General features: G+C 62.9%; 17 protein-coding genes and 1 pseudogene. 6 read left to right on the forward strand and 12 right to left on the reverse strand.

What is annotated here, in order from left to right:
• Positions 1 to 81 precede the first annotated feature (81 nt).
• The 9 genes and pseudogenes from E5P2_RS30930 to E5P2_RS30970 all read right to left on the reverse strand — a co-directional run bounded on the left by E5P2_RS30930 (position 82) and on the right by E5P2_RS30970 (position 10527).
• Positions 82 to 1977, reverse strand: coding sequence for a ribonuclease R family protein (locus E5P2_RS30930; protein ID WP_162571007.1), 1896 nt, complete (start codon positions 1975 to 1977; stop codon positions 82 to 84).
• 617 nt (positions 1978 to 2594) lie between these two features.
• Positions 2595 to 4451 (reverse strand): hypothetical protein, encoded by a 1857-nt coding sequence (locus E5P2_RS30935; RefSeq protein ID WP_162571008.1) that lies wholly within the window; start codon positions 4449 to 4451, stop codon positions 2595 to 2597.
• Between the two features lie 401 nt (positions 4452 to 4852).
• A complete protein-coding gene (locus E5P2_RS30940) occupies positions 4853 to 6691 on the reverse strand; it encodes a type IV secretion system DNA-binding domain-containing protein (RefSeq protein ID WP_162571009.1) in 1839 nt (612 codons plus the stop codon).
• A gap of 72 nt (positions 6692 to 6763) precedes the next feature.
• Entirely contained in the window at positions 6764 to 7441 is a 678-nt protein-coding gene (locus tag E5P2_RS30945; RefSeq protein WP_162577707.1) for a uracil-DNA glycosylase, read from the reverse strand.
• 36 nt (positions 7442 to 7477) lie between these two features.
• On the reverse strand, positions 7478 to 7885 hold the full coding sequence (locus E5P2_RS30950) for a hypothetical protein (RefSeq protein ID WP_162571011.1): 408 nt from the start codon (positions 7883 to 7885) through the stop codon (positions 7478 to 7480).
• 150 nt (positions 7886 to 8035) lie between these two features.
• Positions 8036 to 8611 (reverse strand): hypothetical protein, encoded by a 576-nt coding sequence (locus E5P2_RS30955; RefSeq protein ID WP_162571012.1) that lies wholly within the window; start codon positions 8609 to 8611, stop codon positions 8036 to 8038.
• Positions 8612 to 8789: 178 nt separating this feature from the next.
• A pseudogene (locus tag E5P2_RS30960) lies at positions 8790 to 8987 on the reverse strand (efflux RND transporter permease subunit); the annotation flags it as partial.
• Positions 8988 to 9088: 101 nt separating this feature from the next.
• Positions 9089 to 10027 carry a hypothetical protein gene (locus E5P2_RS30965; protein ID WP_162571013.1) on the reverse strand — a complete coding sequence of 313 codons (939 nt, stop codon included), beginning with the start codon at positions 10025 to 10027 and terminating at the stop codon, positions 9089 to 9091.
• A gap of 146 nt (positions 10028 to 10173) precedes the next feature.
• On the reverse strand, positions 10174 to 10527 hold the full coding sequence (locus E5P2_RS30970; RefSeq protein WP_162571014.1) for a hypothetical protein: 354 nt from the start codon (positions 10525 to 10527) through the stop codon (positions 10174 to 10176).
• Positions 10528 to 11052: 525 nt separating this feature from the next.
• Here E5P2_RS30970 and E5P2_RS30975 point away from each other — a divergent pair.
• The 5 genes from E5P2_RS30975 to E5P2_RS30995 all read left to right on the forward strand — a co-directional run bounded on the left by E5P2_RS30975 (position 11053) and on the right by E5P2_RS30995 (position 13815).
• Positions 11053 to 11589: a hypothetical protein gene (locus E5P2_RS30975; RefSeq protein WP_162571015.1), complete on the forward strand. Its 537-nt coding sequence runs from the start codon at positions 11053 to 11055 to the stop codon at positions 11587 to 11589.
• A 79-nt stretch (positions 11590 to 11668) separates the two neighbouring features.
• Positions 11669 to 12148 (forward strand): NUDIX domain-containing protein, encoded by a 480-nt coding sequence (locus E5P2_RS30980; protein WP_162571016.1) that lies wholly within the window; start codon positions 11669 to 11671, stop codon positions 12146 to 12148.
• Positions 12145 to 12453 carry a hypothetical protein gene (locus E5P2_RS30985; RefSeq protein ID WP_162571017.1) on the forward strand — a complete coding sequence of 103 codons (309 nt, stop codon included), beginning with the start codon at positions 12145 to 12147 and terminating at the stop codon, positions 12451 to 12453. The genes E5P2_RS30980 and E5P2_RS30985 overlap by 4 nt, the downstream gene beginning before the upstream one ends.
• A complete protein-coding gene (locus E5P2_RS30990; protein ID WP_162571018.1) occupies positions 12450 to 13256 on the forward strand; it encodes a metallophosphoesterase in 807 nt (268 codons plus the stop codon). The genes E5P2_RS30985 and E5P2_RS30990 overlap by 4 nt, the downstream gene beginning before the upstream one ends.
• A 28-nt stretch (positions 13257 to 13284) precedes the next feature.
• The gene (locus E5P2_RS30995) at positions 13285 to 13815 is read left to right on the forward strand and encodes an HD domain-containing protein (RefSeq protein ID WP_162571019.1); all 531 of its coding nucleotides are present in this window, start codon (positions 13285 to 13287) and stop codon (positions 13813 to 13815) included.
• A 21-nt stretch (positions 13816 to 13836) separates the two neighbouring features.
• Here the strand turns inward: E5P2_RS30995 and E5P2_RS31000 are convergent, their stop codons facing one another.
• From E5P2_RS31000 to E5P2_RS31010, 3 genes are all read right to left on the reverse strand, one after another.
• Positions 13837 to 14664, reverse strand: coding sequence for a hypothetical protein (locus E5P2_RS31000; protein WP_162571020.1), 828 nt, complete (start codon positions 14662 to 14664; stop codon positions 13837 to 13839).
• 70 nt (positions 14665 to 14734) lie between these two features.
• On the reverse strand, positions 14735 to 15352 hold the full coding sequence (locus tag E5P2_RS31005; RefSeq protein WP_162571021.1) for a hypothetical protein: 618 nt from the start codon (positions 15350 to 15352) through the stop codon (positions 14735 to 14737).
• A gap of 179 nt (positions 15353 to 15531) precedes the next feature.
• The gene (locus E5P2_RS31010) at positions 15532 to 17109 is read right to left on the reverse strand and encodes a hypothetical protein (RefSeq protein WP_162571022.1); all 1578 of its coding nucleotides are present in this window, start codon (positions 17107 to 17109) and stop codon (positions 15532 to 15534) included.
• A gap of 117 nt (positions 17110 to 17226) precedes the next feature.
• Here E5P2_RS31010 and E5P2_RS31015 point away from each other — a divergent pair, with 117 nt between their 5' ends.
• Positions 17227 to 19311 (forward strand): hypothetical protein, encoded by a 2085-nt coding sequence (locus E5P2_RS31015; protein WP_162571023.1) that lies wholly within the window; start codon positions 17227 to 17229, stop codon positions 19309 to 19311.
• Positions 19312 to 19379: the final 68 nt, after the last annotated feature.

Raw genomic sequence — 19379 nt, forward strand, 5'->3', positions numbered from 1 at the left:
ATCGCCAATTTATTGCCAATTCGGGCGGGGCTCGCCCAAAGAAAAGCCCCCGCCGGATAACCGATAGGGGCTTGAAATCACTTAGTACAGACGCGGGCGGACCGCCTCCGGAATCGCGTAGAGCTCGGTGCGGCCGTCCGCGTCCTCGAGGTCCACCCAGCTGACGCTGAGCTTGTGGCCAGGTTCCCAGACGGCGCCGTTGACCCAGTGGCCGGCCTCGGCATCGTACTCACAGCCGTGGGCCTGCAGCACATCCGACTCCAACAGCGCAGAGCACTGCCAGGCTGGAATCACCACCCGCAATCCGCGCCGGCTGGAGCTGACCACGTGGGCGTTGAGCAGGTCGCTCTTCGCGACGTCGCGTGCGAGCAGCCGCTTCTTGATGCGGTCCCAGACATAGCGTTCGGCCATTCGCGAACCGTGCGCGCGTCGCGAGCACTGCTCACCTAGCGAAACCACGGACTCGCCGAGGTCCTCGCCCAGCAGGAGCCGGTGCACCAGCAGGTCAACCAGCCGACGAATCGGACTCGTGAAGTGCGTGTACGCCGCATAGCCCAGGGAGAAGTGGCTGGCGGTGCCCGGTTGGTACACAGCGGACTGCATGACGCCCCGAACTGCCAACTCAGCCTTGAGGCCGCTGCCGCCTTCATGCGCGCTCTTGATGAGCTGAGCGAGAGCGGGCAGAGCGGGCGTTTCACCCTCGAGCGTCAGGCCGTGCGCGGTAGCCCAGTCCTTGAGCTCCGTCCAATCTTCCATTTCGGGGGTTGCCTGGTGCCGGAAGAGGCCGGCGGGCAGCTTGTCCTTCAGGTGTTGGCCGACGGCATTGTTTGCCAGCAGCATCAGCTCTTCGACGAGCTTGTGGGCGTCCGTGCGTTGTTCGAATTCCAGGCTGTACTCGCCATCCTCGCGGATGACCAGCTTTGCCTCCTTGTCATCAAAGGACAGCTGGCCGCGGACCTCGCGTGCTGCGAGCAATTTGCGGAAGACCGCCGTCAACGCCGTCAGCGACGTTTCGATGCTGTGCGGAAGGTGCGTCGCGTTGTCAAACCAGGCCTGAACCTGGTTGTACGTGAGGCGCGCTGCCGAGCGCATTACAGCGCGATAGAACTTCTTGCTCAGCACGCGAGCGTCGGCGTCCAGCTCCAGCTCGGCGACCACCACGAGGCGGTCTTCGCCCGGAACCAAGGAGCAGACCCCGTTGGAGAGCTTCTCGGGAAGCATCGGAACCGTCTTGCCCGGCAAGTAGACCGAGGTGCCACGCTCGCGCGCCGCACGGTCCAGAGCACTGCCCGGCTTGACGTAGTGAGAGACGTCGGCGATGGCCACGTAGACCTTCGCGCCCCCAGAAGTCAAAGGCAGGCCGTAAACGGCGTCATCGAAATCCCGGGTGGACTCACCATCGATGGTAACAAAGGGAATCTGGCGTAGGTCCGCGCGACCCTTGAGGTCGTCAGCCGACAAGCTCAGCGGGATGCGAACCGCTTCCTCGTGGGCGCGCCGGTCGAAGTGCGGGGGAAAATCGTGCAGCGCAAGTGCGTAGTCCTGGTCGAAGCCGCGGCGGTCGCGCGCCCCCAGGATGCGCTCGAGGCGAGTCCGGAGAACCGGTGCCTTCAAGTCGATGGCCTCGGTTCGAACCGAAACCACGCCAGCGGCGGCGAACGTCAGCCCTCGCACCTCGATGGGCATGAAGCACGGCGCATCGGGAACCAGCATCAGCCGGCCGTCAACGACGTTGATGGTGCCCTGCCAGGTAGAAGGCTTGCGCTCCAGAACGCGGATGTCGCCCGCCTGGAATTGGCCGGGCTTCTTGGGCGACTCGACGATGCTGCAGAGAACGGTGTCTCCGGGGACCACCTTGCGCATGAGTGGCGGCGGAACGAAGAATTCTTCGCCGGCAGCCGTGGTCAGGAAGCCGAAGCCTTTTGGATGGGCGGTGACGACACCTTCCTGGGTGTTGTGTTTGTTGTTGTTGGTCATTGGATTGGTCTTTATGTTGAGTGTCCTTGTCTGGCGTATAGCGCAGAGAGGGCCACGCCGCCCTTGCGCCGCTTGGTGCGGGTTTAGGCAGGCTGTAAGAGATAGAGGCAGTGCTTAGGCGTTGCATCTATTTTAGCAGCTTAAGGTCTGAAGCTAAACCAGTTTAGCTTCTTCGCCGGCAGTTTAGACGCATCATTTGGCGTTACTTCGGAGCTCTCGGGAGCGGCAGAGCTGTCGAACACCATTCAAGGACTGGACAGCCTGGCGGACCCCGCCTACAACAAGCAGATGGACACCGTCCGTGACCGGTTCGACCAGGAGTCTCGCGGCAAGCCCGACGTCGAGGTAGCCAAGGCCGTGGACTTCGAGCAAGCCGCCCGGGTTTCGGGGGCAGGAGACCAAGCCACACGACCTGGCGGAAACCTTCAGGAAGTTCGGCGAGGAGACTGCCACCAGTTCGCCTGATGAGCCAGACTTCAGGGAAACAGCAGGCGAACAGGAACGCGCCTCGGAAGCGCCTGAAGCAGCCGAGGCGGAAGAGATGTCCATGGCCGAGTAATCCCAGGCTCCGCAAAGCAAAGGCCCCGCATCGCGGGGCTTTTCTCGTAGCGCATCGTTTACGAGCCGCCGCCCAGCTTGAAGACCTTGACCCTCTCTAGCTCCCTCGCAGCCGGTTCCTCCCGCTTGAGCTCCTCGCGGGAAATCGCAGGCGCCTCATGATGGCTCTCGCTGACCTGCCTTGTGCGGTCACGCATCTCCTGGATGCGCCTCTTGAGGGTGTCATCGCCCAATTCAGCCGCCGCAGGCGCCGCTGCAGGCTGTGCGCTTGCGGCGGCCCGCGGTTGCGCCGCATCCCGGGGTTGCACGCTACGGTCCGCTCGCTCAAGGAAGTCCCGACCGGCGCGGTCGGCCACTTCAAGATTGGTCGTCCCCACAGGGAGGTTGGGCGCAGCGGCACGCAGGTTCCTGACCGTTTCAAGGTTCAGGCCTTTCTCTGCGATGTGCTCCAGCGTCTTTGCAAACACGACGGTGTCGCCCTGCCTCGCCACCTGGGCAGCGCTGCGCTCGGTGGTCGCCGTGGCAAGGGCCTCGCCGGACTTGTGCAGCACGACAACGCTCTGCCCTTCGGGCCGCACATTGGCATTCGCGCGCACAGCAGCCGCAATCTCTCCAACTTTGGACACCGCCTCGCGGTCGAAGCCCTGGCTGCGCATGTGCTCTGCGAGCGTTTGTTCCAGGGTCGCGCGAGGCACGGCCGCTGGCGCAGGGGAGGGCGCTGCGAGAGCCTTCTCCAGGTCCCGCGATGGCTCAAGCTTGCCAACAGCAGGACTGTTTTTGTCAGCGACGACAGTAGCCGGCAGGCCGGGTTCGCGCGCGACCACCGGCTTGGCTTCGGACATCTCCTTCGTTGGTGCACCGGACTGCGGGTGGGCGAGGCCACCTGAAGCACGAACCTCCGACGGCTGAACAACTTCGATACGCTTGGTGTCGACGGGCCTTTCGGCAGGTGCGGCCTCCCCGCGGCTTGGACCTTGGGATGAGTTTCGCAATCCAGATGGTTCGGGTTCGGCACCGGGGCGCTCACCGGCTGGATTGGACCGCAGGGGCGCCGCAGATTCCGGAGCTTCTGCGCTTCCGCGCCCACGCTCGGCAGCCACCCTGGCCTGCTCGCCCTGCCCGTCAACCTGCCTGGGCCCTGGAGCGGAGCCCTGCTGCGGTGTTGGTGCTTCAGCGGCGCGAGTCACATCCTTGGCCTGTTGCCCCGCCCCTTGGACGGTCGTGGGTCGGGCAGGATGCGAGGCGCTCTTTGCCGGCTGCGGCGGCCCTTGCTTCACTGCCGCAGGTTCTTCTCGCTGAGCCTTCGCGACGGACGCTGTGCTGGCCCCTTCTATCGTGGCAGTAGCCTGAGCTGTGACCACCTCCCGCGCCGCGGCGGCGTCAGGCTGTTCCGCGCGTTGGGACGAAGCATCAATCTGGCGGTCTGAAGCTTCGAGCACAAGCTCGCGATTTGCCTCCAAGGCCGTCAGTGGCTTGACTTGTGCGGTCGAGGTGCTGGGCGCGGCACTCGCACCTGCAGCCCCTTCGGGTGCTCGCTGCTCGGCGACCGCGGCGTCCAACGCCTTCAGCAAGCCTGGGTGCTGGGCCACCCCCTTGTTGTGCGCAAATGAAATGGCGTCGCCAGGGGCGTCGCCTCGGTCAGCGGCACGCTGCAGCGCGCCAGCGACCTTGTTGAGTGCGCCGACCTTTTCCTTGATGAGCTCCAGGGACTCCGAATCTGCAAGCAAGTCGGAGACATGAGCCAGAGGCGGCCCGGTAAGTCGGCTTTGGGCAGCGACCAGCATCTCCTCGCGAGCCTTACCTTGCTGAAGCGCCGAGTTCAGGAAGTTCGCAGCTCGGTTGAGTTCCTTCGATTCGGCCTTGAACTGGTCGCGCCAGGCAGCAGAAGCCGCGACTTTAGAATTCGCCTGCTCCACGCCTGCGAGACCCACAGCGGCGGTGACCGCCCCCTTGACCGCGCCGCCAAGGCTCAGCGGCGCCGCGTCAGGCGCGCGCTTGGCTTCTTTCCTCTCAGTTTCCCTGCTCTGCTCGCCCTGTGCACTAGCCGCTGCGCCGGTCTGAGCCGTCGACGCAGCTGTGCGTGGCTTTCCCTTCACTCCGACAGGCTGTGAAGGCGTAGCAGCTGACGGCCCCCTTGAAACGGAAGCCGCAGGGGCTTTCTGCGCGCCGGGCCCGCCGGCAGGGCGGGAACCGCCAGTTCCCAGGAAGGAGAACACGTTTTCCGCGGCGTGAGCGCCACTGCGCGGCCGCTTTCCCTTTGGACGGGGCCCTCCCCCGGAATTCGACTGCGATGGGGACGAGTGAGGTGTCGACATGGTCAGCGGCTGGAATCAGATTGCGGAGCTCGGCGCAGCAGGTCGAGGCCGGGAAGCTTGACGGCAGGGCCAGCTCGGGAAACAAGGAGCTTCGAATCCGCCGGAAGTAGTCCGACCTCGGCCTTGGCAGGCGCCGTCGCTTGTGGATGGACTGGCAGAAGTGGCGCGCCGCCTAGCGGTAGGACGGGCGCCTTCGGCTTCGCCGCGGCCCCCACCTCAGGGCGTGGGGGCGTCGAGGCGTCGGCGGCCGGGACGTCAGCCACGAGCTTCAGCATCGGGCGCTTCGTGAAGTCCCGGCCCACAAAAGCGGCGGCAGTAGTGGGGCGGCGCTTGGCAGGCAGCTCGAGCTTCACCTGGCAGATGGGGTAGTTTCCGGTCAGCTTCAGAAACCCTTGCAGGTTGGGAAGTCCCTGAATCTGCGACGGCAGCAAGGCCCGTTGGGTGGCCTGCTGCTCGTTCTGGCTCGTCGAGTCGCCGGTGTCGGATGTGCTGCTGCTGCGGTTCTTCCGCAAAAGCTCAACGTCGCCGATATAGCGCGACATGTATTCCGAGGTGTCTGCGTCAGCGCACCGCAACACCAGCCAGCTGGACAAGCACGATAGGATGGTCTGCGCCCCGAACTCGCCGTATCGGTCCCGAAGCTGCGAGACGGACTGAACGCCCAGCAGCAAGCAACCTCCCGCCTTGCGAGCCTTCGTGGCCACAGCCTCGATGGACTGCACGCGGCCGATAGAGGCGAACTCGTCCAGCACCAGCCAAATTCGACGGTTCTCGTCGGGGGGCATCGAAAGAATGGTTCGCGCGGCCACGTCCAGCACGCAGGCGATTAGCGCTCGAAGGCTGTCGAGCTGGTCGTCCCTGTAGGTGACATAGAGAAAGCCTGAGTGTTCCTGTCGAATCATCTCCGACACGGAAAACGGCTCACCGGCATTCGGCAGGTATGCGTAGGGGGTCAGGTAGTTCGCGGCGATGGTCCGGATGGAGCCGAACGTCTTCTCCGACGAGAGCTGCGCCATCGCAGCTGTGCCTTGAAGCAGCTCCTTGAGCTCAGGGACCGTGGCCGCCTGGACGTAGTAGAGGAAGTCCCGCAACGTCATCTTGTTCTTTGACCACAGCTGCCGCAGCACGCACGACACCAGTGTCTGAGCGTATCCATTCCATTCCTTACTGTCACCGACACCATCGGGAACGATGGAGCGCGCCATGGCTTCGGCATCCCATTCACCCTGCATCTCGAGAACGGGCGACCAGTTGACGCACCGGGCGTCGAATGGGTTGAAGACAAAATCGGTGTCGGCACGGTAGTGCTTCTCCATGAAGCCGCCGCCGCTGTCGACAAGAATCACCGTGTCATTGGCTGCACGGAGCTGGTCCAGGACCTGGTTGATGGCGACCGACTTGCCTGTGCCGGTTGAACCGGCGAAAAGCAGGTGGTACGGCTCGGAGTCGAAGGGAATCGGCACGCCCCCGATTTCGAGCCGGGTGGGCTTGCGATTCGCTTTGACCTGACGCTTGACGACAGCAGCGGTTGCGACGTTCGTCCCGCGTTTGACTTCATCCTTACCGCCTTGACGCGACTTCAGGAGGTTGTAGATGGCTGGAACGGCGAAGCCGGTCAAGCCTGCAACGAGCGCGAGCTTGAAGTCCGGCGCATGCCCGACGGCGTAGAGGAACCAACCCGCGGATGCTATGGCCCAGGCCCACAGCGAGAGCTCCAACGCCTTCTTGACCAACGGGAAGGCGTTGTTCCACCGGGATGCGCACTTTCGCCACATCCACAGGAGCGCAGCGCCGCTGAGTCCGGCGCAGAAGGCTGGCGCCAATTGAGAAACGAAGTCCATGACCACGGAAGTCCAAAAATGGGGTACTAGCCGTGTAGGGAGGGGACTTATCCCGCGCGCACGCGCGGCACTTCAACGGAACGACGAGGCGAGAGCCTGAACCTGTTCGCGAAACTGATTGATACCTGCCATCGCCGGGTGGCGAACGTAGGGCGCTTCGACGCCCTGGACCTGCAGTTGCCGTTGGGCCACTCGGCCGACCGCAACAACACGGGCCGTACCTAGCAAGGTCAGCATGTCACGAAGCACGTCCGCGCAGGCAGCCACCTCTTTCGGCGTTGGGGCACGGTTCGACAGCGGTTCACCGGGCTTGTGCGGGTGACACGGAAAGGCGTTCCAGAGAACGAATTCTTCCGGGGCCAGTCCGAGGGAGAGCAGCAAGCCCCATACGGTGCTGGCAGTCTGCTCGTTGGCCCCCTTTTTGTGCAGCTCCGGGAGGCTGGTCTGCTGCTTCGGTCCCTCGAAGACCGCGTGGTGTGGAATCACCGGGTGGTGCCCGAGCATGATGCGCTCCGACGTCATTGCAATGCCACTGACGCGGCAACCTCTGTGGCCGGGTGCCTCTGCTACCAACAGCAGGCGGGCCTTGCCCACCCGCGCGGCCAGGTAACGCTCCAGATTGGCTGCCCGGATGCTGGGGCCCAGTTCGTTCTGGTCGTTCACCGGGTCGTGGTCTCGCCATGGATTGAAGACATCCGGGAAGGCTGGGAGCGCCCTCAGGGATTCCACGAATTGGAGAGGGGTGGTCATATGCTGCGTCGATTTCCGGGCCTGAACGGACTGCGGTTAGCGACCGGGCGCCTGCCCGGCCGAGCCGGCGCGCGAGCCCAGCGGCAGACCTCGCAGCGGTGCGCCGGGGTCTTTGCCACCTTGCGCTGCCTGGATGAGAAGGCGCTTGGCCTTGAGCTCCTCGAAGTCCGCCTTCAGCTTCTGCTTGACGGCCGCCATCGAGTCGATGTCGCCTTGCGTTTTCGCCTTACCCAGTCGCTCGAAGGTGGCGTTGATGCGAGCTTCGATGGCGTCTGTTTCCGCATTGGCAGGAATTGCGTGAGCGCCACCGGGGACGCTGGCGGGGTCCAGCCAGATTTGGCGGGCGCCCGAGCTCGGCGCGCCGGCCAGCGACGGGGACTGCGCCAGGCACACGGATGCTGCAACGCACAGGGCGGTAGCAACAGAGATGCGGTTGAATGTCATTCGGAATCCTTCGTGTTGGGGAAGCTGACCCGTCTAGCCAATGGGTCAGACGGAGCGCTATAGCAATTGCGTGCAGCTACCTGGTTTAGCCGCGGCCCATGAAAAAGCCCCGCGCTGCACGAAGCAGGGCGGGGCTTGGGGCCTGTCGGTTCAGCGCGCAGGTTGCGGAGCTGGCCGGGCGGGCGGCGGGCCGAAGCCGTCGCGCGGGGGAGGCGGATGGCGTCCTTCGGCATCAGGGCCTGGTGGTCGGCCGCCTCGGAACTCGGAATGCCGGAATTCGGCGTCCGCGCGCTGCTTCAGCTCGGCACGTGCTGCACGCAGCGCGGCGTGGTCCCGCTTGAGCCTGTGCTTCATGGCCAGGGTAGCGGCTTGGTCGCCCGTACGCTCGGCCTCTGCCAGGTTGGCGTGGCTCTCGGCAATCGCGGCGTGGAGCCGGTGCATCTCCGGGGTCGGCTTGAACTTCGCGCGCCTGGCATGCGCGTGCTCACCGCGTTGGACCTTCTCGGCGTGTGCACGCAACTCCGGGCGGGGGCCGAGCTCCGAATGGAGCGGCGGAGGGAGAGCCTTGAAGTCGTCTCGAGCCTGCGCAGGCGTGGACACTTGTCCCGGAGCGTGGTTCGTCGGGGGCTGCACGCGATTCACAAGCGGCGCGCCTTGCGCAAAGGCGCTCGCTCCGGCGAGTGTCATCGCGCTGGCGAGCAGCAGGCGGTTAATTTTCGTTCTCATCTAAATCCTTTCACTAACAAACGGCGAGGGACGCCGCCCTTAGTAAAGGCACCTCCCCTAGCGTGGGGCACGCGGAAACCTGGCCAGGGGGCCGGGCCTCGTTCATCTGCAATGCAAAGGGAAAGGCACCTGCGGGAGGTGCCTTTTTCTTAGAGCGAGTATTCGCCGCTTGCGTCGGTTATGCCGTCACTCTGCGACCGGACAAGCTGTAGGCGGCAGGCACCACGACCAGCCTCAGAAGAGTCGAGCTGACCATGCCGCCGATAATGGCGACTGCCAGAGGCTCGTTGTTCTCAGAGCCAGCTCCGAAACCCATCGCCGCCGGCAGCATGGAGAGAATGACCGTCAGCGAGGTCATAAGGACCGGGCGCAACCGTCCGCGCACGTAGGTCCGGGTAGAACTTGAGTAAGGCCGAGGCGCGGCAAAAGAAAAGAAGCTCGCCCGATACTGGCGAGCTTCACGAAAATGAGACGGCGCTATGCCTTCGCGGGCTGCTGGAGCAGGCCTTGCGCAAACAAGGACCCGGCCTGGCGCCGAATGCCGTCGGCGGCCACTTCCCTCTTGTGCTGGGAAGCACCCGACATCAGGACCTGCACAACGACCATGCACGCGACCAACGAGCAAAGGAAAACCACCGGCAGCCACCACAGGTACTTCGTACCATCCGTCGCGGCGAACTCGAGCGCCCCTGCGACTGTCCAATTGCGCTGGCGGGCCGCATTGAATTCGGATTCAACCTCCTTCAAGCGCCTTTGCGTCGCGCGGTATGCCGAATAGACCCGCTCGGTTTCTGCGTAACGACCAGGTGTCAGACGGAGGCGGTCGGCGCGTACAGTGACTTCCCTGGCCTTGGCCATCTCCGCGTATGCCACGTTGTACGGCGGATACTCGGCGAGCCAGCGAGGCGGCCGGTCGTTGGCATAGCTCGCGAGCAGGTAGAACATGGCGAACGCGGTGACGAGAAACGTGAGCACGTAAATCGTCTTCATCCAAATCACGTCGGCCACCAAGCCGCCGCGCCGCACGAACGACCGGAACCCCTTCGGGTCTTCTCGCGACTCGCCGGTATCCAGGTTGCTCGCAAAGAGGTACGTGCCACTGCTACTTCCTTCTGGGCCACCCCACATAACCGAAACCCTGTTCCCCGGCCGTACGGGCAGGGACCAACTGTTCCAGCTGAAGGAATGCTCGACGCCGGCGTCATCTCGCACGAACAAGTCCTGATGCTCAACGGACTCCGAAGTGATGCGCGGGGGCGCCACGTAGCCCCCGGAGGGACCTACCGAGCCGCCGCCGCCACGCGACGACACGAGCGTCTCAAAGGCACGTTCGGAGTGCAATACTTCGCCGGTGACTTGGCACGTCCAGGCCGCCTTGCCGCTTGGCCCAATCAGTTTTTGGTTCACGACTGCCATTACATACTCTCCTCTGACACACGCGAGAGTCACCCTTGGGCGCCCGCGTGCTGCTAAAACTCATCTCTCGATGTCCTAATCGGTCTAGCGACCATCGCCGCTGCGCCAAAGGACACCCCGGGCCAGCAGCGCCGGAGGAAATGAGGTCAAGCAACCATCTGGAAAGTCGGCAGGTCTTCGAACTGCTCGTTCTGCGCCGTCAGGAGGCCGAACAGCGTCTTGGCGGCCCAACTCTTGGCGGTCAGGGCCTCAGCAACCTTCTTCTCGACGGAGAACATGTAGCTCATCACGAGCGAAGTGCACTGGCGATACACCGACTTGTCCATCTCCAGGTCGCCACCGTCAACGCAATCCATGTACTCGCATGCAGCGAGGGCGTCACCAGCCTGCACCGCATCCGCGGCAAGGGCGCGTTCAGCGTTGCGTTGAAGCTGGAAAAAATAGGCTTGCTCCGACTCTTCAATCTTCGTACTGGAAACAACCTTAAAATCGTAAACCATCTAAAAGCTCCGTAAACACCATTTAATCGATAGGCTGAAATGTACGCAGGTAGGACATTTCCTGCATCCGGTTTCAGAGCTCAAATGTGGGCATCCTCACATTCGCGCTCACTTAAGCATTCAGCGAATACTTTAGACCTATCGAGGTGCCGCGCGGGGCAAATCAGCTGGCAGACGGGCATTCAAGACGCCCGTTGTCCCAATAGAACGGGACTCCAGGACGGCCGTCCCAACGCTGCCGGCCTCGCGGGCGGGGCGTTTCTCGGAGGGCGTGGTGGAGGCTGTTGCAGTGCTTTTCATCTGTCGGTCGATTCCTACATGTCTGCGTTGTTGGAGCCTACATTTTAGCTTGAGACCTATACCGTTGCAAGGCTAAATCGGCTGCTATTTACGGTATAGACTAGAAAGTATCAGCTATTGCCTTGACACTATCACTTTATGCTTACAGCTAACGCAATTCCCCTATGCGTTCCACGTTGGGATGAACGCGCCGCCCTGAAGGAAGGGGCGGAATACAGCCGAGAGTTGGGCTTCCACGTGCCCGCGGAGGCCTACCTTGACAACGTCTGGAACTGGCTTCCGCTGCGGTGGAAGTACCCTGACAAGCCTGCGCTGCTCCCCGAGATGCTCCCTTCCTCCAGTTGGGAACAGAATCTGCGAACGGCCCTCACTCCAGCCAAGTGGGATGCCTTGCGTCGCCACTGCTACGCGGCGGCAGGAAACCGCTGCGAAATCTGCGGGGAAGCAGGGCGGGTCGAATGCCACGAAAAGTGGGCCTTTGACGACCTGATGTGCGTCCAGTCTCTCGGGGGGCTCATCAGCCTTTGCGGTATTTGTCACAAGGCGCACCATCTAGGGTTTGCGAGACGCCTTGGCGTCTATGGGCAGGTGCTCGAGAAGATGATGGACGTGAACAGCTGGTCCCACGCACAGCTTGGGCAGGCCATGGAGCAGGCCGAAAAGCTTGCCCAGGAGCGAGACCGCTACTACTGGCACGTGGACCTGTCCTGGCTCGAAACGGGCCGATATAACCTTATCTACCAGCTCGACGGCAAGCGCTAAGGGCGTGACGCGCGACGGCTAAACAGCGCTCGCTAAATGGGTGACATCCCCCGCGGCCGCTTCCCGGCCCTTGTCACCTATGCAACAATACGTTTTAGGGTTTGCGTTTGAGCAGGCCAGCGCCCAGGTCGCTCTCATCATCAAAGCTCGCCCCGCTTGGCAGGCGGGGCGGCTCAACGGCATTGGGGGGAAGGTAGAGCCGGGCGAGACGGCGCTCCAGGCGATGGTTCGCGAGTTCAGAGAAGAGGCCGACGTGAGCACGGAAGTGGGCGAATGGGACTTGTATGCGGTGCTCCGCGGTGACGGCTTCGAGGTTTTCACGTTCCGAGCCACTCTGGACAGCGCCCGGTTCGCACAGCTGCGTTCTTGCACGGATGAGGCCGTTGTCGCGATTCCGGTCTTCTCCGAGCAGTTGGCCAAGCATGCCCTATCGAATGTGCCCTGGCTCATCGCCGCGGCGCAGGACCCTGACTGCGGGCGCATTGTCCTGACCGTCGACTACGCCGGCGGAGCCAAGGAGCGCGCGCGGCAGGCGCTCGAGGCGACGGGGGCGCCATGAAGGAATCGTGGGAGCACACCAAGTTCGGTGGCCGGGCTCGGCCGCACCTCCCGGTGACGGTCGATTCGGTCAAGGGCCAGCCGTATACAGGGCCGCGCGAAGAGCTCCGCCCCGACGGCTTCTACATCGCCAAGCCAAAGGGCTCCTACGGACCGTTTTGGCTACGCGCGTACCACGCTTGGCTGATTCTGACCAACCGCGCGATGGCCTTCCAATTCACGGTCGACCACCTCCGGCTCGCGGGGCTGCCAACAAACCCGGCGGAATACGAACGAGTGGCCAAGACCACCCAGGGGAACTCATGAAGCTGCATGTCCTGTCGGACCTCCATTTGGAGTTCTACGCCTCCGGCCCACTGCCTGTCCTCGCGGATGCGCTCGTTCTCGCGGGCGACATCGTCCTGACGCGCGACCTAGGCCCGCTGCGCGAACTGGTGTCGAACTACGCCGCCGCCGGCCGGCCAGTTTTGTTCGTCCCTGGCAATCATGAATTTTATTCTGCGGTCATGAGCGACGCCTTGCGCCAACTGAGCCGTGAGCTGCCGAAGGCCGGCGTCACGCTGCTGCACAACCGCTTGGTGCAGTTTGGGGGTGTACGCTTCTTCGGCGCCACGTTGTGGACCAACTACCTGCTGGGCACAAACGGTGGTTCTGCCGCCTACAGCATGCACGCCGCGCGTTCGATGCTGGTGGACCACCGCGCGATTGCGCTGCGCCGCAAGGGGGAGCTCAGGCACTTCGACCCTTCCGACGCTGCAGCGGCGCACCGGAAGTCGTTGCGGCTGCTCAGAACCAAGCTGAGCACGCCGTTTGCCGGCCGTACGGTCGTCATCACGCACCATGGCGTTCACCCTGGAAGCATCGCGCCGCGCTATGCGGGGGACTCCATCACCCCTGCCTTCATCAGCGACCTGCGGCCCCTCATAGAATTGCTCCAGCCCGCCCTGTGGGTTCACGGCCACGTTCACGACTCCTTTTCCTACGAGCATGGGCAGACGCGCTTCGTCGTGAATCCACGCGGATACCCGCGCTCCAAGTACCCTCCCAAGGGCGAACCGATGCGCTTCGAAAACTCGTCCTTCAATCCAGCGCTGGTCGTCGAGGTTTGACGACACCTGACAATTTCCGAGCTAAACGATGACTTCAGATGCTGGTAAAGTGATGCGGGCCGCGCTCTTCTCGGCGGAGAAGCATCGCAGGCAGCGCCGCAAGGACGCGCAGGCGGACCCGTACATCAACCACCCGCTCGCCCTGGCCGCGGTGCTGGCGGATGAGGCGGGCATCGATGACGGGGTTATCCTGGCCGCTGCGCTTCTCCATGACACGCTGGAGGACACGGACGCCACGGAAGCTGAGCTGCTGGAGCTGTTCGGCGCTGAGGTCCTTCAGGTCGTTCTCGAGATGACCGACGACAAGAGCCTACCGAAGGCACTGCGAAAACAGTTCCAAATCGACCATGCGCCTCATGCCTCCCGAAGGGCGAAGGCCGCCAAGCTTGCTGACAAGATTTGCAACCTGAGGGACATGGCCAAAAGCCCGCCTGTGGGATGGCCGGACGAGCGGGTGGCGGCGTATTTCGCTTGGGCGAAAGCCGTGGTTGACGGCCTGCGGGGCGAGTGGCCCCTGCTCGAGCGCCTGTTCGACGAGGCCCACGCCCTCCGCAGCTGAGACCGAGCGGAGGCGCCCTGACTATGCGCCAGCCCCTTGCAGGCATGGCTGCCCTATGGCCGTGGTCAGCATCGAAAGCGTTAGCTCAGGCGCCAGCGCTTCAGTCACGACCCGCTGAGCATCCTGGACACTTTGCCACGCCAGCGTTCCTTCAAGTGCTTTAGCCTGGCGAAAAGCACTGAGCGCGGTGTAGGCAGAGCCTCCATCCAGCGGATGCGCCTCAAAATAGGCCGTCAGTGCCATCTCGTCGACCGCCACTCGAACTCGCTGTTCGTAGGATGGGAGGGCTTTGAACACCTCCGCGGCCGTCAACCAGGCGGGCTCAGGCACCTCCACGGTGAAGCTCGGCCCAGACCGGCCATCCAGGCACTCATCCCAGGCGAGCCGGCGCTTGCTCCACTGCAGCACCGACACATCGTCCGGCTTGTCCGTGTTGTTCCAATAGCCGTATGCCCGTGCGACGCCCAAGCCAAGAACCCGGTTCAGGGCCCCGGGAAGTTCCGATTGGAGCAGGCCGAGGTAGCTGTCCTGGCGACGGCAGTGCCACAACACGAACTTGGCTTCAAAGTCGACCGCAGGGTCGCGTCGATTTGTGCGGCGAATCGCTGCCTGCCGAGCCTCAAGTTCGGCCTGCGCCGCCTCCAGCGGGCTCTGCCCCGCTCCCGCCCCTGCCGAAGCCTTGCCAAGTGCTACAGCGTCGACGAATGAAGCCGCTCGCAGCGCCAGGAACTGGTTCTGCTGGCGCTCGGCCAAGTCAGCCAGCTGAGCAGAGGCCCTCCCGAGGCTCGAAAGCACCTCAGGAAAGTGCTTGGCCGTCATTCGAAAGCCGGTATAGACCTTGGTACTCATTGATGCGCCAGATGTAGAAAGGCCGCGCCGGGCGAGGGCGCGGCCTTTAGGTAACGGGGGCCCGGATGCCTCAGCGGATTGCCTTGCCGTCTTTGTCGTACTTCGGCGTGAACGTAAAACCGTACTCCTGAACGCTTGCCGGGTAGAGCGTTCCCGTCTCGCCGAAGCCGGGGAACTTCCCGATGCGCGGGAGCTTCTTCAAGCAGTCGTCGTATCCAGGGTCACCCTTGCTGCACAGGACGCCTACGACGATGTTGCCTTCACCCTTGGCCACAAAGTCCTTGTTCACGTCGTACATGCCAGTCTGCCGCACCTCCACGCGGTCGCCCGCCTTCAGGGCCCGAAGGTGGTCAGGAACCATGGCCGACGTCGGCCATACCTTCTGCCCCGTGCTCACCCACGCGCCGTACTCGGGTTGCCGGATGTTCAGTCGAACTACGCGCATGTCGTACTCCGGAGAGCCAGACTCGATTCCGAAGGTGTAGAGAATATTGCGATTGGCAAAGGGGTAGTTGCCGGGCCAAGCCTCGTCGAGCACGACTTCAGCCGCGATATTCCGATGCTGCATGTTCGCAGGAAGCCCCGTCCCAGCGTTGAGCGTCTTGTTGATTCCATGGATGATGGGAGTTTGACATGCCGACAGCATCACTGCCGTGATGGCCACGGCGAATCGGGAAACAATCTTCACTTCTTTGCCTTGATATAGGTGGAATCTTTGCGCCGACCGTTGTCGGAATTCTTTCGTACTTAGTGCGCCTATTTTAGCACACAAAGGCGGCCTATACCATATGCCATCCCTATAAGCCAACGGTCCCCGACGATTTTAGATGTCGGCGCCGTTGTGTGGCATGAGAAGGATGGGCCCCTTTACTGGCCGAACCCGCCACCCGCGTCGTTGCGAACAATCTTTCCGCCGTTATCCCGCAAGAATTGAACCTGATTTTGCTCGATATATTGGTCCGCGTGCTGGATGACGCCAGTCGCACCGGCGCAGTTGGCCAAGGCCGCTCCAGGAGGGCAGGTCCCCTGAAAGGTGGTTGCGAAGCCAGTCAGCGCGTTCCCGTACGCGTTTCCGGTGATTTCGTTGTGCGTCAGGGGGACGACCTTCATGTTCAGCAGCTGGTTGTTCTTGTCGTAGTTAGGGGGGTCGTTGTATCCCTTGACGTTCTCCACCTGGCCATAAATGGCGTTGTAGCCGAACTTCAAGGGGCCACTGAGGTCGGCCCCCCCTAGCATCATCGCGCCCCCGATAAGCGCAGCCTCCACCGCCACGGACATGGCGAGGCTACCCATGGTGACGCCAGCAGCCGCAAGGTAGCCGCCCATGACGCCTGTCGCAACGCCGGACGTCACCGCGCCGGTCGCGGCCGCGGCATTCAGACCGACGGCTGCACCAATGCCTGCAACGGTAAAGCTGAGCACCACCGCGACGACCAGCACAGCGAGCCAGCCAAGGCCGGACTTCGTCCATTGGTCGATAAGCCAGGCGTCCTCATACGCGGAGAGCGAGCCGCCTTCGTACTGCTCAAACATGACGCCGGCACTTGCCGTCTGGTACAGGGCACAGGTTGTGGCGCGAGGGTCATTGGCGCAGTATGCGGCCATGGGGATGGTGCTCGAGCGCGCTTGGAACTGGGCGGGATAGCCAATCAGCCATGCGGGTTTTGCCATCCCGTAGACCTTGGTGGTCACCTTTTTCTTAAAGGCGTTGCCACTCTTGGTCTGCGTCTGGTCGAACCGAGTTTGAGCAACCGCAAGGACGCTCAGCGGAGCTCCGACATATCGCATTGCATGTCCCACAACCACTTGCGCTCCCGACACGCTCAGGTTGCAGAACGTCGTGCTAGCCGGGCAGGTGAAGGCCTCGAAGGGGTTCAGTCCCGGAGTGTCCCCTGCGATACGGCGCTGAGGGTCGAGATAGGCGCCGGACGCCTTCCAGAAGTTGCCGTGGCTCGGCGCGAACTTCGCATGGTAGAGGCCCGATGTCACACTGTTGCCGCTACCACCCTTTTCGAGCTTGAAGATGTCGACCGACATCGTGTTGTCCAGCGGGTTGTAGCGCGCGAACACGAAAGGCACGTTGGACGGAAACATCTGGACGGCGCTCGTGACCTCGCTGGAGGGAACGCCGAGCGCGATTGCAGCACGATTGGCCATGGCCAACGATTCGGTCGAGGGCGGCAAGACGCCTCCGCCGGTTGTCACCGTGGGGGCTGGGACCTCGGCAATGCGCTCCCACTGGAGCTTGGGATAGGCGACGACCTGGCTGCCGAAGCGCTTCGCACTGCAGGCGGGGTCCATGCCCTGGTCGGCTGCGAGGACGTTGGCGCAGTTGCTGATAGGCGCGGCTTGCGCGAAGGCCTTGGGCATGGGCGCAGGCATGCCCGTGAACAGCAAGCTTGCCATCACGAGATAGGAGACGGAGCGCAGAAATGGCTTAAGCATTTTCAGCTTTCATTGAGACGTTACGCCGTCTAGCTACCGGCGGTTTAGACAGGCCGAACCGGCGTGGCTAAACCCTCGTTCCCTATACCGCGTACACCACAACCCGGCCTCACCTCAATGAAACGCCTGTTCATCATCCTTGCCGCGCTGCTTGTCGGCACAAGCAGCCTCGCGCAGACGCCGCGGGCGCGTCCTCTGACGTCCTCTCCCTTCAAGACCGTCCTGTACAGCAGCCAGGAGGTCAATATCAAGGGCGAGAGCGTGGCGCATGCTCGGGTTGCCCCGTTGGCGGTAGCGTCGGGGGGGCTCGCTGCCGACAGGCTTGTGACGGAGGTTTCAGGCTATGACGTCGGGACGCTCCCGAACATCCCGATTGGAAATCCGAGCACCCAGCAAGCAGCCCTGATGGCCGCAGAGATGTGGATGCAGATGAACCAGAACGCGTTCACAACGAAGGTGGGGCGGTACATCAAGAAGGAAGGCATCTCGAATGCTTTCTTCTCCTTTACCCAGGAATTCAACCTGGCCACGGCGACCGGTGTGCGCAAGAAGGCCATGGCCTGGAATGCAAACATCGACACCAGCGGCCGCGCTGTGTACGGCAGCCCCAAAATCATCGACAGCGACCCTGTCTTCATCCTTGCCCAATACACGCCCAAGACCATGGTGGATGGCCTCCCTCAGAGCTGGGCAAATAGCCCCCTCGCCGGGATGCTCTCATACGAAGTGCGCAACAAGAAGTGGGAGCCCATCACCAGCCGTGTCACGGTGGACACAGGCGGCGCCTATGACCAGGACCAGTCCGGCTCGGACAAGTTGGCTTGCCTGATGGACCACGGCTACTACCCGGGCATCTGCTACGGGCCGACGACTATCCGGCAGCTGCTCAACGATTATGGGGCAACGGCGGCCTTCGTCGACTACGTGCGCCAGCTCGAGCCGGTGTACGTAGAAGACGCGAACGGCGACATGGTCGCACAGGGCGCGATTTCCTATGACGCACGCATTGTCAGCTGCGGCTCGCTCAAGAACTCCGGCTTTTTCGGCTACGCGTTGAGCTTAACCGCCGAGCGGTACCTGGCTACGCCGTCCACCGGTCTGGTTCAGTACCAAGCGATTCAGCAGTTCCAAGGGAAGATGGCCTCTCCGACTGAGCCGTTCTCGAAGGAAATCCCTATCGGCGAGCTTCAAGGGCTTAGCCCCGATACGTACGTGATTTCACCGCATCCGGGCGACAACAGCCTGATGCGCCACGACAGCACGCCTAACATCCTGTACGTAGCGCCCCTGCGCTCGGACGCTGCAGGAAGCGGCAACTTCGACAACATTGCAGCCTCACCTGACATGGCGGTGAATCAAGTGTCGCAAGTCGGACCGGTGCGCGAGTTCTACATCGGCACGATTGGCGACAACTACTGGCCCTCGGGCGTCTACGACCGAGCTGTCGGGTTCACGACAGGCAACCCAAAAGCGACGGATGAATTCGCCATGATTGCCGAGGGCTTCGACGACTGGATGATGGTCAAGGTGAACGAGCACATCGTTTTCCTTGGGCCCGCCCCAGGCATGGAGACACTGGAGCTCAGCACGACGCCAGGGACCGGTCTCCCCGCTAGTGCCGGCTGCACCCTTGGTGCGACCGGGAAGTACGAGTGTGCAGGAGGGGCCATCGTCGACTCAACCCCCGCCAGCTGCTTCGGGGGCCGGTTGAATTGCCAGTGCCCCGAGGGGTACACCCTGGAAGAGCAAACCTGCGTGATTCGCGCGCCCCAGTCCTTCGACTATTGCGACGCTCAGATGTCCGGCGTAGGTGGCGATGCATCGAATCCGACCGTGGAAGGGTACACCTGTGGGCAGGGCTGCAGGCCCTTCATGGTCAAGTACCTGCACAACATCAACAACCTCAACCCCAACCCGTTAACAGGCACTGGCTGCGGGTACCCCGAACTCAACCAAAGCTGGTTCTTCAACGCTTATGTTGACCTTCGCCCCTTCCTGGTCGCGGGGTACAACACCCTCTCCTTCCGCGTCATCGTTGCCGGCAACGGGGAAGGCTGGATTCGCGTGCGTACCCAATCGTGCGCGATGGCAGACATCGCCCCGGGCGGTGAGCCTCCGCCGGTGCCGGCAAATGGGGGGAACGGCGGCGTTGGAAATACCGTAGGTGGCATCGTCAACGAGCCCGTGCTTCCAGGCCAGTGATGAGCTGCTAGCTCCTCTACATAGAGCCCGCTTCGGCGGGCTTTTTCTTTTAGCAGGGCGTGTCCCGG

The organism is Variovorax sp. SRS16 (assembly GCF_901827165.1).
GTDB lineage: Bacteria > Pseudomonadota > Gammaproteobacteria > Burkholderiales > Burkholderiaceae_C > Variovorax.

Excerpts from the sequence above, each read along its gene's own strand:
- E5P2_RS30930 (WP_162571007.1), bottom strand. The coding sequence starts at position 1,977 with ATGACCAACAACAACAAACACAACACCCAGGAAGGTGTCGTCACCGCC.
- E5P2_RS30940 (WP_162571009.1), bottom strand. The coding sequence starts at position 6,691 with ATGGACTTCGTTTCTCAATTGGCGCCAGCCTTCTGCGCCGGACTCAGC.
- E5P2_RS30945 (WP_162577707.1), bottom strand. The coding sequence starts at position 7,441 with ATGACCACCCCTCTCCAATTCGTGGAATCCCTGAGGGCGCTCCCAGCC.
- E5P2_RS30950 (WP_162571011.1), bottom strand. The coding sequence starts at position 7,885 with ATGACATTCAACCGCATCTCTGTTGCTACCGCCCTGTGCGTTGCAGCA.
- E5P2_RS30955 (WP_162571012.1), bottom strand. The coding sequence starts at position 8,611 with ATGAGAACGAAAATTAACCGCCTGCTGCTCGCCAGCGCGATGACACTC.
- E5P2_RS30965 (WP_162571013.1), bottom strand. The coding sequence starts at position 10,027 with ATGGCAGTCGTGAACCAAAAACTGATTGGGCCAAGCGGCAAGGCGGCC.
- E5P2_RS30970 (WP_162571014.1), bottom strand. The coding sequence starts at position 10,527 with ATGGTTTACGATTTTAAGGTTGTTTCCAGTACGAAGATTGAAGAGTCG.
- E5P2_RS30980 (WP_162571016.1), top strand. The coding sequence starts at position 11,669 with ATGCAACAATACGTTTTAGGGTTTGCGTTTGAGCAGGCCAGCGCCCAG.
- E5P2_RS30985 (WP_162571017.1), top strand. The coding sequence starts at position 12,145 with ATGAAGGAATCGTGGGAGCACACCAAGTTCGGTGGCCGGGCTCGGCCG.
- E5P2_RS30990 (WP_162571018.1), top strand. The coding sequence starts at position 12,450 with ATGAAGCTGCATGTCCTGTCGGACCTCCATTTGGAGTTCTACGCCTCC.
- E5P2_RS30995 (WP_162571019.1), top strand. The coding sequence starts at position 13,285 with ATGACTTCAGATGCTGGTAAAGTGATGCGGGCCGCGCTCTTCTCGGCG.
- E5P2_RS31000 (WP_162571020.1), bottom strand. The coding sequence starts at position 14,664 with ATGAGTACCAAGGTCTATACCGGCTTTCGAATGACGGCCAAGCACTTT.
- E5P2_RS31010 (WP_162571022.1), bottom strand. The coding sequence starts at position 17,109 with ATGCTTAAGCCATTTCTGCGCTCCGTCTCCTATCTCGTGATGGCAAGC.
- E5P2_RS31015 (WP_162571023.1), top strand. The coding sequence starts at position 17,227 with ATGAAACGCCTGTTCATCATCCTTGCCGCGCTGCTTGTCGGCACAAGC.